The organism is Oceanicaulis sp. HTCC2633, from assembly GCF_000152745.1.
GTDB lineage: Bacteria > Pseudomonadota > Alphaproteobacteria > Caulobacterales > Maricaulaceae > Oceanicaulis.
Genome location: NZ_CH672428.1, coordinates 1,358,978 through 1,372,781 on the forward strand (window position 1 = coordinate 1,358,978; position 13,804 = coordinate 1,372,781).

12 protein-coding genes are annotated in these 13,804 nt (G+C 64.6%); 7 read left to right on the top strand and 5 right to left on the bottom strand.

Features of this window, described 5'->3' with window-relative positions; all coding sequences use genetic code 11:
* Positions 1 to 2: 2 nt before the first annotated feature.
* Together OA2633_RS06420 and OA2633_RS06425 are read right to left on the bottom strand one after the other, a co-directional pair.
* Positions 3 to 1,016: an alpha-ketoacid dehydrogenase subunit beta gene (locus tag OA2633_RS06420; RefSeq protein WP_009801693.1), complete on the bottom strand. Its 1,014-nt coding sequence runs from the start codon at positions 1,014 to 1,016 to the stop codon at positions 3 to 5.
* A gap of 3 nt (positions 1,017 to 1,019) precedes the next feature.
* Complete coding sequence (locus OA2633_RS06425; protein ID WP_009801694.1) at positions 1,020 to 2,249, bottom strand: thiamine pyrophosphate-dependent enzyme; 1,230 nt, start codon at positions 2,247 to 2,249, stop codon at positions 1,020 to 1,022.
* Positions 2,250 to 2,512: 263 nt separating this feature from the next.
* Here OA2633_RS06425 and OA2633_RS06430 point away from each other — a divergent pair, with 263 nt between their 5' ends.
* Positions 2,513 to 2,956, top strand: coding sequence for a hypothetical protein (locus tag OA2633_RS06430; RefSeq protein ID WP_009801695.1), 444 nt, complete (start codon positions 2,513 to 2,515; stop codon positions 2,954 to 2,956).
* A 57-nt stretch (positions 2,957 to 3,013) separates the two neighbouring features.
* On the opposite strand, the gene OA2633_RS06435 is transcribed toward OA2633_RS06430, so the two are convergent.
* Positions 3,014 to 4,201 carry a thiolase family protein gene (locus OA2633_RS06435; protein ID WP_009801696.1) on the bottom strand — a complete coding sequence of 396 codons (1,188 nt, stop codon included), beginning with the start codon at positions 4,199 to 4,201 and terminating at the stop codon, positions 3,014 to 3,016.
* Positions 4,202 to 4,400: 199 nt separating this feature from the next.
* Between OA2633_RS06435 and OA2633_RS16245 the strand changes: the two genes are divergently transcribed.
* The gene (locus tag OA2633_RS16245; RefSeq protein ID WP_162010979.1) at positions 4,401 to 4,787 is read left to right on the top strand and encodes a type II CAAX prenyl endopeptidase Rce1 family protein; all 387 of its coding nucleotides are present in this window, start codon (positions 4,401 to 4,403) and stop codon (positions 4,785 to 4,787) included.
* Here the strand turns inward: OA2633_RS16245 and mnmA are convergent.
* On the bottom strand, positions 4,784 to 5,920 hold the full coding sequence (gene mnmA / locus OA2633_RS06445; RefSeq protein WP_050752897.1) for a tRNA 2-thiouridine(34) synthase MnmA: 1,137 nt from the start codon (positions 5,918 to 5,920) through the stop codon (positions 4,784 to 4,786). The genes OA2633_RS16245 and mnmA overlap by 4 nt on opposite strands.
* Positions 5,921 to 6,208: 288 nt before the next feature.
* Between mnmA and OA2633_RS06450 the strand changes: the two genes are divergently transcribed.
* The 5 genes from OA2633_RS06450 to OA2633_RS06470 all read left to right on the top strand — a co-directional run bounded on the left by OA2633_RS06450 (position 6,209) and on the right by OA2633_RS06470 (position 12,703).
* On the top strand, positions 6,209 to 7,909 hold the full coding sequence (locus OA2633_RS06450) for a methyl-accepting chemotaxis protein (protein ID WP_009801699.1): 1,701 nt from the start codon (positions 6,209 to 6,211) through the stop codon (positions 7,907 to 7,909).
* 117 nt (positions 7,910 to 8,026) lie between these two features.
* Positions 8,027 to 9,253 (top strand): methyl-accepting chemotaxis protein, encoded by a 1,227-nt coding sequence (locus OA2633_RS06455; protein WP_009801700.1) that lies wholly within the window; start codon positions 8,027 to 8,029, stop codon positions 9,251 to 9,253.
* 115 nt (positions 9,254 to 9,368) lie between these two features.
* Complete coding sequence (gene ychF, locus OA2633_RS06460; RefSeq protein WP_009801701.1) at positions 9,369 to 10,466, top strand: redox-regulated ATPase YchF; 1,098 nt, start codon at positions 9,369 to 9,371, stop codon at positions 10,464 to 10,466.
* 72 nt (positions 10,467 to 10,538) lie between these two features.
* On the top strand, positions 10,539 to 11,414 hold the full coding sequence (locus tag OA2633_RS06465) for an enoyl-CoA hydratase-related protein (protein WP_009801702.1): 876 nt from the start codon (positions 10,539 to 10,541) through the stop codon (positions 11,412 to 11,414).
* 44 nt (positions 11,415 to 11,458) lie between these two features.
* Positions 11,459 to 12,703 (top strand): multidrug effflux MFS transporter, encoded by a 1,245-nt coding sequence (locus OA2633_RS06470; RefSeq protein WP_009801703.1) that lies wholly within the window; start codon positions 11,459 to 11,461, stop codon positions 12,701 to 12,703.
* 140 nt (positions 12,704 to 12,843) lie between these two features.
* On the opposite strand, the gene OA2633_RS06475 is transcribed toward OA2633_RS06470, so the two are convergent.
* Positions 12,844 to 13,737: a 23S rRNA (adenine(2030)-N(6))-methyltransferase RlmJ gene (locus OA2633_RS06475; RefSeq protein WP_009801704.1), complete on the bottom strand. Its 894-nt coding sequence runs from the start codon at positions 13,735 to 13,737 to the stop codon at positions 12,844 to 12,846.
* Between the last annotated feature and the right edge of the window lie 67 nt (positions 13,738 to 13,804).

Consider the following 13,804-nt stretch of genomic DNA (forward strand, 5'->3'; position numbering starts at 1 on the left):
GCTCAGGCCTCCGTCACGGTCTTCATCGCGCGGGCAAAACGGTCGCGCGTGGGGAAGTACGCCCATTCATGGGCGTGCGGATAGGGAATGTCCCAGCCGGTCAGGCGGAAGATCGGCGCTTCCAGAGCGTAGAAGCATTCTTCCTGGATCTGGGCGGCCAGCTCGGCGCCGAAACCCGAGGTGCGCGGCGCTTCCTGGGCGACGACGACCCGACCGGTCTTGTTCACCGACTTGGCGATGGTCTCGATATCATAGGGCACGAGCGTCTTGAGATCGATGATCTCGGCGTCGATGCCCGCCGCTTCGGCGGCCGCCTGAGCGACGTGAACCAGCGTGCCATAGGCGATGACGGTGCAGGCTTCGCCTTCGCGGACGACTTCCGCCTTGCCCAGCTCGACGGTGTAATGGCCTTCGGGGACCTCGCCCTTGGCGTGCTTGGCCCAGGATTTCAGCGGAGTGTCCGGCACGCCGTCAAAGGGGCCGTTATAGATCCGCTTGGGCTCGAAGAAGATCACCGGATCGCCGCTTTCCAGCGCCGCGATCAGCAAGCCCTTGGCGTCATACGGGTTGGACGGCACGACGACCTGAAGACCCGGCACATGGGTGAAGAAGGCTTCCGGGCTCATCGAGTGGGTCTGGCCGCCGCGAATGCCGCCGCCCCAGGGCGAGCGCACCACGCAGCCCGAAGTGAACTGACCCGCCGAGCGATAGCGGATGCGGCTCATCTCGGAGATGATCTGGTCGATGGCCGGGAAAATGTAGTCGGCGAACTGGATCTCGGCGATGGGCTTGAGCCCCTTGGCCGCCATGCCGACCGCCATGCCGGCGATCGCCGCCTCGTTGATCGGGGTGTCGAACACCCGGTCGAGGCCGTATTTCTCCTGCAGCTTGTCGGTGGCCTTGAAGACGCCGCCGAAATAGCCCGCATCCTCGCCGAAGATCACGACGTCCGGATCACGCTCCAGCAGCACGTCCATGGCGGAGTTCAGCGCCTGAATGATGTTCATGGCCGGCATGGATTAAACCCCCAGATCCTGGCGTTGACGGCGCAGGCGCCAGTCAGGCTTGGCGTAGACGTCCTCGAAAATGCTCTCGGTGGGGCTGAGCGGGCCTTCATGCAGCGTGCCGTGGCTTTCCGCTTCCTTGTAGGATTTCACCACCAGCGCCGTCATCTGCTCTTCCAGCTTGGCGTGGCGGTCTTCATCCCACTCGCCCTTGCCGATCAGATGCTGCTTGAGGCGCTCGATGGGATCGCCCAGCGGCCAGCGGTCGAATTCGGTCTTCGGACGGTATTTGGTCGGGTCATCCGAGGTGGAGTGCGCATCGGCGCGATAGGTGAACAGCTCAAGCACCGTCGCGCCCTTGCCCTGGCGCGCCCGCTCGGCGGCCCACTGGGTCGCGGCGTAGACGGCGAGGAAGTCATTGCCGTCCACCCGGATCGACGCCAGGCCATAGCCCAGCCCCTTCGCCGCAAAGGTCGGCGCATCGCCGCGGGCGATGTTCTGGGTGGAGGAGATGGCCCACTGATTGTTCACGACGTTGAAGATCACCGGCGCGCGATAGGTGGACGCCAGCGTCAGACCCGCGTGGAAGTCGCCTTCCGCCGTCGTGCCGTCGCCAATCCAGCTCGCGGCGATCTGGTCCTCGCCCTTGTAGGCGCACGCCATGGCGTAACCGGCGGCCTGCGGGAACTGGGTGCCCAGATTGCCCGAGATCGTGAAGAAGCTGCCTTCGGCCCAGGTGTAGTGCACCGGCAGCTGACGCCCCTTGAGATTATCGCGGCTGTTGGAGATGCAATGGCACATCATGTCCACGATGTTGCGCCCGCGTGCGAACAGGATGCCCTGCTGGCGATAGCTGGGGAACACCATGTCATTGGGCTTGAGCGCCATGGCGGCGGCGACGGCGACCGCCTCCTCGCCCGTGGACTTCATGTAGAAGCTCATCTTGCCCTGGCGCTGCAGCTTCAGCATGCGCTCGTCATAGATGCGGGTGAGCACCATATGGCTCAGACCCTCGCGCAGGACTTCCGGGCTCAGCTCCGGGTTCCAGTCCCCGACCGCCTGGTGGTTATGGTCGAGCACGCCCACAAGGCCGGTGGCCAGGTCGCGGGTCTCTTCCCAGCCCGAAGACGGATCCGGGCGCGGCGCCTCGCCAGCCTTCTGCAGGTCAAGATGGGTGAAGTCGGGCTCGTCCCCCGGCCGATAGGGCGGGGTCGGAACATGGAAGCGGGATTGGCCGTTCGACATGCTTTGTCCGTACGTTTCTTCAAGCCATACAAGGCTTTTCGGGCTGCGAGGTAGCGATCTGGAGAGCGTTTGGCAAGCGACGCGCGGCGGACAAAGCCATGCTGCAGCGCGTCATAAATCGAGAAATTAAGGCGGAAGACATCGCACCGGGGCCGCAATTCACCCCGCCTGACGGACGCTGCAACGCTGCGCGCGCCACTTGATTTACCAATCAGAAGTTACACCCCGGACAATCATGACCACATGCCGAATGGGTGGACCTCATGCCTCGCGCGAATCTGGCGAACATGCTCATCTGCAACAGACCGCGGATCTGGTATCTCGCTGTGACGGGACAGGAGACGGTTCGCGGAGCCATGGGCAATCTGCAGGAATTGCAGCGGCGCATCGAGGTCGATCGCATACAGGGCGCCATCTTCGATTTCCGAAAGCTGGACGGCTATGACCCGATGCAGGACTGGATCGGCTTCCTGAAAGGACTGGCGATCAATGTGCCCCATGGCCTGCCCCTGGCCTGGCTGGCGCATTCTCATGGCGCCAACGCGGCTCAGAGACTGGCGCGGGCGGCCCAGAAGTCCGGCGCCCTGTCCCAGTTCTGCATGAACTGGGAGGCGGCGTTGATGACCGTCGGGCTTCCGCAGAAGTTCAAGGATCCGCTGCCCGGTCTTCTGACGCCCCCCGATGATGACGTCCTGTTCCTCGACTGACACGAAAAAGCCCCGACCAGCAGGCCGGGGCTTTCTCGATCAGCACTCGGCCGCCGACTAGTTCAGGCGCTCGATCGCGACTGCGGTGGCTTCGCCGCCGCCAATGCAGAGCGAGGCGACGCCCTTGGACTTGCCATGCTTTTCCAGCGCGGCGATCAGGGTGACCATGATGCGCGCGCCGGAGGCGCCGATCGGGTGACCCAGCGCACAGGCGCCGCCATTGACGTTCACCACGTCATGGCTGAGGCCCAGCTCCTTCATCGCGATCATCGGGACCACGGCGAAGGCTTCGTTGATTTCCCAGAGATCCACATCGTCCTTGGTCCAGCCCGCCTTTTCCAGAACCTTGCGCATGGCCGGAACCGGCGCGGTGGTGAAATAGGCCGGCTCGTGGGCGTGAGCGGCGGTGGCGACGATCTTCGCCAGCGGCTTGAGGCCGCGGCGTTCCGCTTCGCTCTGACGCATCATCACCAGCGCAGCTGCGCCATCGGAAATGGCGGAGGCGTTCGCCGCGGTCACGGTGCCATCCTTGCCAAAGGCCGGTTTCAGGCTCGGGATCTTTTCCGGGCGCGCCTTGCGGGGCAGCTCGTCGGTCTCGACCACCGTCTCGCCCTTGCGGTCCTTGATGGTGACCGGGGTGATCTCGCGCTTGAAATCGCCCTGTTCAGTGGCGCGGATGGCGCGGGCGAGGGTTTCCAGCGCATAGGCGTCCTGGTCCTCACGGGTGAACTGGTGCTCACGGGCGATCATGTCGGCGAACACGCCCATGGCGTTGCCTTCATAGGCGTCCTCGAGACCATCCTGGGCCATGTGATCCTTGATCACGTCATGGCCATACTTGAAGCCGGTGCGGTGGTTCGGCAGCAGGTGCGGCGCGTTGGTCATGGATTCCATGCCGCCCGCCACGATCACAGAGGCGTCGCCCGAGGCGATGGAGGCGCGGCCCATAATGGCGGCCTGCATGCCGGAGCCGCACATCTTGTTCAGCGTGGTCGCCTCGACCGATTTGGGCAGACCGCCCTTGATGGCCGCCTGGCGCGCCGGGGCCTGGCCCTGGCCAGCGCTGAGCACATTGCCCATGTAGATGAGGTCCACATCGTCGCCTGCGACGCCGGCTTCGGCGAGCGCGGCCTTGACCGCTTCGGCGCCCAGCTCATTGGCGGACAGGCCCGCCAGTTCACCCATCAGGCCGCCCATCGGGGTGCGAGCCATACCAACGATGACAATCGGATCTTCGGCACTCATGGTCCGTCTCCTATCATTATTGCGGCCGGCTCGGCGGCCGGTCATTGGGCAGGAGAAAAAGGCCTTGTTTCGCACCGCGTCAAGTCTGCTCGCATCCGCAGCAGCCCGGCTCAGGACGCTTCCGGGCCTGCAAGGCCTCGTTGAAGGAGCAGCTGCGCTGGGGCTTTTCGGGCTGACAGCCTTCGCAATTCACACACTTATGAGCCCCATTCACTTTTCTATGGGGCTGCCGGGGCTGCGCAATGATCCGGATGCATTTCTACGTCTGGCGGCAATCGCGCTCTTGATACCCGCTCTGGGTGAGGAGCTGGTGTTCCGGGGGATTCTCCAGCCTGCCCGCATGTCCACGACCAAAGACTTGGCGATCAGCGCGCTGTCGCTCGCCGCCTTCGTGCTCTGGCACCCGGTTCAGGTCTGGCTCGGCCTGCCCATGGCGCAACCGGTCTTCACCGAACCGGCTTTCCTGACCCTCGTCGCGGCTGTCGGTGCGCTCTGCACCGCCCTCACCCATCGAACGGGCAGTCTGTGGCCCGCCATGGCGTTGCACTGGGTCGTGGTTGTGGGGTGGAAGGCGGGGACGGGTTAAGCCGTCGCCCGAATCCAGCCGCCGCCCAACACCCGGTCATGATCGGGATGAGAATAGAAGACGCAGGCCTGGCCCGGCGCAACGCCCTCTTCGCCCGTTTCCAGCAGCACGAAGACGCCGTCTCCGGTCACCTCCAGAATCGCCGGTTTGGGCGGACGGGTGGAGCGCACCTTGATGCCGACGGTCAGACCGTCCGCTTCGGAGAGGTCGCCATCGCCGATCCAGTTCACATCGGTCAGGGTGATCCTGCGCACCTGCAAGGCTTCGCGCGGGCCGACAATGACCTGCGCGTTTTCCGCGTCCAGCCGCACCACATAGAGCGGCTCGCCCGTCGCAATGCCGAGCCCGCGACGCTGGCCCACGGTGTAGCGCAGCACGCCCTCATGCTCGCCCATCACCCGACCATCCAGATGCACGATCTCGCCGGGACGCGACGCGCCCGGACGCACCTTCTCCACCACCGCGGCGTAATCACCGTCGGGCACGAAGCAGATGTCCTGGCTGTCGGGCTTGGCGGCCACGATGAGGCCCAGCGCGGCGGCAAGCTCGCGGGTCTGCTCCTTGTTCAGATGACCCAGCGGGAAGCGCAGATAATCAAGCTGCTCCTCTGTGGTCGCGAACAGGAAATAGGACTGGTCCTTGCCCGCATCGGCGGCGCGGCGCAGCTCGGGCCGGTTCCCGCTCATGGTGCGCTGGATGTAGTGCCCCGTCACAAGGCAATCCGCGCCCAATTGCTTGGAGGTGGCCAAGAGGTCCGCGAACTTCACGGACTGATTGCAGCGCACGCAGGGGATGGGGGTGAAGCCCGCCAGATACGTGTCGGCGAAATCCTCGATCACCGCCTCGCGGAACCGGGTTTCATAGTCGAGCACGTAATGGGCGAAGCCCATGGCCTCCGCCACGCGGCGGGCGTCATGGATGTCCTGGCCTGCACAGCAGGCGCCTTTACGGTGCACGGCCTCGCCATGATCGTAGAGCTGCAGCGTCATGCCCACGACCTGATAGCCCGCGCGATGCAGCACCGCCGCCACGACGGAACTGTCCACCCCGCCGGACATGGCCGCGACCACGCGGTGGTCAGAGGGCTCGCCGCCCAGATTGAGGAATTCGCCCGTCAGCCCGTACTTGGCCATCAGCGCGTCCACGCGCGCTTCATCCAGAGCCGGTTTCGGCATGTCAGGCATTGACGCGCCCGCGTTCGAACGCGGCGCGTTGGAAATCAATGTCGTCATCATCCTCTCCCCCGCCGGGTCAAGATCGGCGGCGAACAGCAACAGGAGCGCGGCATATAAGGCCAAAACGGCTTCAAGGCCACACAACCAGATCACATTTTCTTTGTTAACGCCTTCGCCTCAGACTTCTTCAGCTTTTGTTAGGCACACTCATGAGTTCGTGGGTGAAGTCGATACATGGGGATTTCAATGTCCAACTCTCTAGTGACGCGGCTCGTGGCCCTGATCCTGGGTCTTGTGGCGATCGGGATCGCGCTGACCGCCATCTCGGCAGGCTGGGTGATCAACAATTCCATTTCGCGCTCCGCTTCCGAGGCGCAGGAGATGAACTTGCGGGTGGCGGCGGCCACGCTGCAGGCGACGCGATTGCCGGAACTGGAGATCAGCTATAATCGCGAAGGCGATATCACGCGGCTGGTGGCGCCCGCCCTGCCGGAGTTCAGCTCCCATGAGATGATCGACTCCATCGGCCAGCAAACGGGACAGACCGCAACGCTGTTCATCTGGTCTCCGGCCGAGAACGACTTCTTCCGCCGCACGACCAATATCGTCAAACCGGACGGCAATCGCGCCGTCGGCACGCCGCTGGGCCAGGGCGCGGTCTACAATTCCATGATGGCCGGGCAGGGCTTCCGCGGTCAGGCGACGATCCTGGGCAAGGACTATTTCACTGCCTACCAGCCGGTCTTCACCCCCGATGGCGAAACCATCGGCATTCTTTATGTGGGGGTCGAGAAAGCCGCCATCATCGCCACGCGCAATCATGTGCTCATGATCACCGGTCTGCTTGCGCTCATGGCGCTCGCCATTGCCGGCGGCGTCGGGTTCTGGGTCAGCCGTCGGGCTCTGTCCCCGCTGAACACGATGACCCAGACGATTGATGAGGTCGCGCATGGCAATTACGCGCCCAATCACCAGTTCCTGGACCGCAAGGACGAGATCGGACGCATCGCCAAGGCGGTGCAGGATCTGTGCGCAAAGCTGAAAGACGCCGAAGCCCTGCGTCAGTCCGAACTCGACAAGCAGACGGGGGAAGCCGAACGCGCCGAGCGACTGGCTGAAGAAATCTCGAAATTCGAGAATGCGGCTCAGAAAGTGCTGAGCGCCGTGATCGAGGCCGCCCGCGAAGTGCATGCCTCCGCTGAAGCGACCAAGTCCACCTCCATCGAAAGCCGCGACCGCCTCGTGAAGGTGAGCGAAGCGGCGCGCGCCGCGAGCGCCGGGGTGCAGACCATGGCCGCCTCCACCGAAGAGCTGAACGCCTCGATCGGCGAACTGCGCGGGTCAGCGGCCCGGGTGGCGGACCTCACCTCCGCCTCTGCGGGACAGACCCAGCAGAGCCGGGCGAAGATGGAGGATATCAGCGAATCCCTCAGCGACATGACCGAGATCATCGCCGGGATCGACGCCGTCGCCGAACAGACGAACCTTCTGGCGCTGAACGCCACGATCGAGGCCGCGCGCGCCGGCGAAGCGGGCAAGGGCTTCGCGGTGGTCGCGAGCGAGGTGAAGGCCCTCGCCGAGCAGACCACCAAGCTGACCGAAACCATCAACGCCCGGATCCAGAACTTCAAATCCTTGGTTCAGGACGCGGGCGAGGCGACCGAAAGCGTCGCCGAGGCCATGATCCAGATCGATCAGGCGTCTTCTGAAAGCGCGTCCGCCGTCGAACAGCAGACCGCCGCCGTGGCCGAGATCAGCCGCTCCGCCCAGACCGCCGCCGAACGGACGGGGCTTGTGGATGAGGAGACCAGCACGGTCATGCAGGGCGCGGAACAATCGGTCACCAATGCCGAGCAGATCGCCGCCCTGTGCGAGGAGCTCGAGACCAACGCCTCGTCCATGTCGCAGACCATCAACGATTTCCTCAAATCGGTCCGCGCCGCCTGAGCATAAGATTATTCGCCCTATTCCCCTCTGATGAGTGTGGTTTTGCACAGACTCATTAGGGGGGGATTAACCGAACCGGCCGCATCAGAAATCCAGTCCCCAGCTGAGAGATGCGCCATGCCTGCCCTTCCGCTTTCCGTTCGCTTCATTCTGGTCTTTCTCGGACTGATGACCTTTGGAGTGATGCTCAAGACGGCGATCTACGCCGCTCTGGGCGCGGGCTGGGTCGGCTTCTTGCTGGCGACCGCCATCGCAGGCGGCATCACCGCTGTCGCCGCCTGGCCGGTCATCCAGCGCATGTTCAAGCCCATGCTGGATCTCGCTGCGCGCATGGACGCCGTCGCCGAGGGTGATCGCAGCACCGATGACAGCCTGGACGCTCGCGGCGACGAGATCGGCCGCATCTCGAAGGCGCTCAATCACATGACCGCTCAGCTGCGCGACGCGGAATCCGCGTCCGCCGGCGAGCTCTCGCGCAAGGCCACCGAGGCGGAACGCGCCCAGAAACTCCAGGCGGAGATCGAGACCTTCAAGACCGGCGCGGGCCAGACCCTGCGGGCGGTGGAAGCGCTGCTGGAGCAGGTCGTCAACGCCGCCGAGACATCCCGCCATGCAGCCGAGGACGGCCAGACGCGCGCGTCCTCCATGAACGAAGCCGCCCGGGAAGCCAGCAATGGCGTGCAGACCATGGCGGCCGCCACGGAAGAGCTGAATGTGTCCATCAACGAGGTGCGCGGCTCCGCCGAGCGGGTCTCCAACCTCACCCGCCGCACCGCCGAGCGCACCCAGGAAAGCCAGGCCAGCATGACCGAGATGGCCTCGGCCCTGGCGGACATGGTCGAGATCATATCCGGCATCAATGCGGTGGCGGAGCAGACCAATCTCCTGGCGCTGAACGCCACGATCGAGGCCGCGCGCGCCGGCGAAGCGGGCAAGGGCTTCGCGGTGGTCGCAAGCGAAGTGAAAGCGCTGTCCACCCAGACCACCAAGCTGACCGAAACCATCGGCGAACGGATTTCCCGTTTCGAAGCGAGCGTGCAGGACGCGTCCAAAACCGCTGCCGCCATCGTCGAAGAGATCAGCGAGATCGACGCCGCCTCCGCCGAGAGCGCATCCGCCGTCGAACAACAGACCGCCGCCGTCGCCGAGATTTCCGGCACCGCCCAGACCGCCGCCCAGAAGACCCAGGCCGTGGATGAGGACAGCGCCCAGGTCATGCAGGGCGCCCGGAACGCCGTGGCCGCCGCCAACCAGATCGCCGAAATGGCGAAAGAGCTGCGCACCAACTCCGATAATCTGTCCGACCGGATTGACGCTTTCCTGGAAGCCGTGAACGCCGCCTAGCGCCCGGCCGGGCGATCGGACGTCTGTCCGCCCCCCTTCCCTCACTAGCGCATCCGGCCTATACGGCCCGCCAAAGCGAGCCGGTCGCGGCAAGGATGTTCAGGAGGCGTGCGCCATGGGTTTCAAATGCGGGATTGTCGGTCTGCCGAATGTGGGCAAGTCCACCCTGTTCAACGCGCTGACCCAGACGGCGGCGGCCCAGGCGGCGAACTATCCGTTCTGCACCATTGAACCCAATGTGGGCGAGGTGGCGGTGCCCGAACCGCGCCTGATGAAGCTGGCCGAGATCGCCGGCTCCGCCAACATCATCCCGGCACGCATGAACTTCGTGGACATTGCCGGCCTGGTGAAAGGCGCGTCCCAGGGCGAAGGTCTGGGCAACCAGTTCCTCGCCAATATCCGCGAGACGGACGCCATCCTTTATGTGCTGCGCTGTTTTGAAGACGACGACATCACTCACGTCGCCGGCAAGATCGATCCGCTGGCGGATTTCGAGACCGTCGAGACCGAGCTGATGCTCGCGGACATGGAAAGCCTCGAAAAGCGCCGCGCCAATCTCGAGAAGAAAGCCAAGTCCGGCGACAAGGAGGCGAAAGCCACCATCGAGCTCGTGGACCTGGCGCTGGCCGAATTGCGCGAAGGCCGTCCGGCCCGTAACGCCGATGTGCCAGAGGACATGGGCAAGGAGTGGAAAATGCTCCAGCTCCTCACCTCCAAACCCGTGATGTTCGTCGCCAATGTGGACGAAGACAGCGCCGGAACCGGCAATGAATTCTCCAAAATGGTGGAAGAGCGTGCGTCCAGGGAAGGCGCGGCCTGCGTCGTGATCTCCGCCAAGATCGAATCCGAGCTGGCGCTGCTGGAAGATGACGAGCGCGCCGAATACCTCTCAGAGATCGGTCTGGACGAGCCGGGCCTCGATCGTCTGATCCATGTGGGCTACACCCTCCTGGACCTGCAGACCTATTTCACCGCCGGCCCGAAAGAGGCTCGCGCCTGGACCATTCGCAAGGGCTGGACCGCGCCCAAGGCGGCGGGCGTCATCCATGGCGATTTCGAACGCGGCTTCATCCGCGCCGAAACCATCGCCTTTGACGACTATGTCGCCAATGGCGGAGAGAGCGGTGCGCGCGAAGCGGGCAAGCTGCGCCAGGAAGGCAAGGAATACGTCGTTCAGGATGGCGACGTCATGCTGTTCAAGTTCAACGTCTAGAGCCTCACACAACGGCTGACGGCTCAGCATTAAGCGCTTAAGCTCCCCGGAAAAACACATCCGGGGAGTGATATGAGCTATTCCACCATCCGCTATGAGGTGCAGGACGCAATCGCGCTCCTGACCCTGAACCGGCCTGACGCCATGAACGCCTTCACCACCCAGATGGGCGAGGAGATGGCGGACGCGTTCGACCGCTCGGACGCCGATCCAAAGGTGCGCGCCATGGTCGTCACGGGCGAAGGCCGGGCCTTCTGCGCCGGGGCGGACCTGTCGCTGGGCGCGGAGACCTTCAACGCCGTCGCAACAGCTCAGGCCGAGGGCGAGCTGGTGGACACCGATCCGAAATGGCGCGATTTCGGCGGACGCCTGAACCTGCGCATCTATGACAGCGAGAAGCCGGTCGTCGCCGCCATCAATGGCACATCGGTCGGCATCGGCGCGACCATGATCCTGCCCATGGATGCGCGCGTGGCGCTGAAGGGGGCGAAGTTCGCCCTGCCCTTCACCAAGCGCGGCATCGCCTGGGACGGCTGCGCGAGCTGGTTCCTGCCCCGACTGGTCGGCGTGGAGGCCGCACTCGACTGGGGGCTGTCGGGCCGGACCTTCCTGGCGGAAGAGGCGCACGAGCGCGGGCTCGTCAGCGAACTGGCGGACACCCCCGAAGCCGTGCTTCAGCGCGCGCTGGAACGGGCGCATCTTTTTATTCGCGACACCGCCCCCGTCTCGGTCGCGATGAACCGGCGGCTGTTGTGGCGCATGATGGGCGCGAGCCATCCCATGGAGGCGCATCGGTTGGAAAGCCGGGCGATTCTCCATCGCGGCATGTCGCCGGATGCGGCTGAGGGCGTGACAAGCTTCCTGGAGAAGCGTACCCCCGACTTTCCCGGCGCTGTTCCGGCGGATTATCCGCCCGGCTGGCCCTGGGACCAGGACCCCGAATACTGACGTCCCAGCCTGTAACGGGGTCGGGAGACGCTGAGGAGCCCCCGATGCAGCACCTGCAATCTCCCGATCCGCTTCGCCCCCAGATCGCTGTCCGGGAGCTGATCGCCATGGTCGGCTGCCTGATGGCGTTGAACGCGCTCTCGATCGACATCCTGCTGCCCGCCTTGGCTGAAATCGGCCATGCGCTTGGCGCGCCCGGCAATGACCGCCAGCTGGTGATCACCTCCTACGTGTTCGGCTTCGGTCTGGCGCAACTGGGCTTCGGACCCTTGTCGGACGCCATGGGGCGGCGCAAGACCCTGTTGATCGCGCTGGTCGCCTATCTGGCGGCGACGGTGCTGTGCCTGGTCTCCCAGGGATTGTGGGCGCTTGTAGCGGCCCGCGCGCTGCAGGGCGTCGCCGCGGCCGCCACACGAGTGATCGCCGTCGCGATCGTGCGCGATCTGGTCTCCGGACGGCGCATGGCGGAGATCATGTCCTTCGCCATGACCGTGTTCACCGTCGCGCCGATCCTCGCGCCCAGCATCGGACAGCTGATCCTGTTCGGCGGCGACTGGCGGGTGATCTTCATCTTCCTCTTCGTGATGGCGAGCGCGCTGGCACTGTGGATGATGACGCGCCTGCCTGAAACCCTGCATCCGGAAAAGCGGATCGAACTGCGCCTCGGCTCGGCAATGAAGAATTACGCGCTCGCCGCCTCCAACCGCATCACGCTGGGGTATCTGACGGCGTCCTGTTTCATCATGGGGGCGCTGTTCGCCTTCATCGCCACCTCCGAACAGGTGCTGGCGGAGCTCTACGAGCTGGGCGCGATGTTTCCAATCGCCTTCGCAGTGATCGCGCTGGGCCTTGCGGGCGCCAATATCGTCAACGCCAAGATCGTGCGCCGTCTGGGCATGCGCCGCATCTCCCATTCCGCGCTCATCGCCTATCTGCTGGTCAATGGCGCGAACATGACCCTCGCCTTCTTCGGAAAGCCGCCCTTCCTCGCCTATTTCCTGCTCCTGATGACGGCGCTGATGCTGTTCTCGATGATCGGGGCGAACTTTTCCGCGCTCGCCATGGAGCCCGCCGGCGACCGGGCGGGCACGACCGCGGCGCTCTACGGCTCCTCCACCGCCATGGCGGGCGCCGTGCTGGGCTCGGTGATCGGCCAGGGCTATGACGGTACGGTCCTGCCCATCACCCTGGGCTTTACGGTGCTGGGCGCCATCGCCTTTCTGATCGTGTTGTGGACCGAGAAGGGCAAGCTGTTCGGCGTCGGTGAAGCGAACGAGCCGGACGCCTAGGACCTTACGCGGCCAGCCTCAGATCATGTCCCAAACGCGCAACTTGTCCGAAAACCGGTTCCCACTTTTCGGGTTGCGCCAAGTCTTTGCCTGACGCGCAACTTGTCCGAAAACCGGTTCCCACTTTTCGGGTTGCGCTCCTAGAACTCATCCACCATCAGGCTGTCGTCAGTGATGCAGCCATCGAGCCGCCAGCCCGCGCCGTCATCCTGCGCCAGCAGGTCCGTCAGCCAGGGCAGCAGCTTCAGCAGACGCTCCTCGAGCTGGAAGGGCGGGTTCACGACGACCACCCCGGCTCCGGCCAGCGGGCCCTCCTCGCTCAGCTCGCGCACCCACATGTCGGCGCGCAGCAGCTTCTCGCCCTCAAGCCCCTGATCGGCGATCAGCCATTCGGCGAGCCCCACGTCAAAGCGCTCCTGCGCCCACAGATCCTTGAGCGGACGCCAGAAAATGAACGTTCCGGTGGGCCAGCGCTCCAGCGCGGATTTGGCGGCCTGGGCCATGAAGGCCATCTCGTCGCGATGCTCGAAGGGCGGATCGATGATGACCAGACCGCGCTTCTCACGAGGCGGCACAAGGCCCGGCAGGGCGCGATAACCGTCCATCGCCTGCACCTTCACCCGGGCATCGCGCGCATAGCGACGGTCGAGCGTGACGGAATCATCCTTGTGCAGCTCGCACAGATGGATGCGGTCGTCCTGACGGGCGAGACGGGCGGCGATTTCGGGCGAACCGGGATAGGCGGTCAGGGCGTCGCCGTCATTCATGGCGCGGATCACGTCGAGATAGGGGTTGAGCGCATCATCAAGCTCGGCCGGCGCCGTCGTCTTGAGCAGGCGCCCGATGCCCTCTTTCCATTCCGGGCTGCGGCGCGCCTCATCCCCGGTCAGGTCATAGACCCCAACGCCCGCATGGGTGTCGATCACCCGGTAGGGCTTGGCCTTTTTCCCAAGATGTTCAAGGCATTGCGCCAGAACCAGATGCTTGAGCACATCGGCGAAATTACCGGCATGGAAGGCGTGGCGGTAGTTCATGGGGTCTCGCTTGACGCTAGAGGCGGATCATTCGGGCCGGGCAAGGAACAAATGTGACGAAACTGTA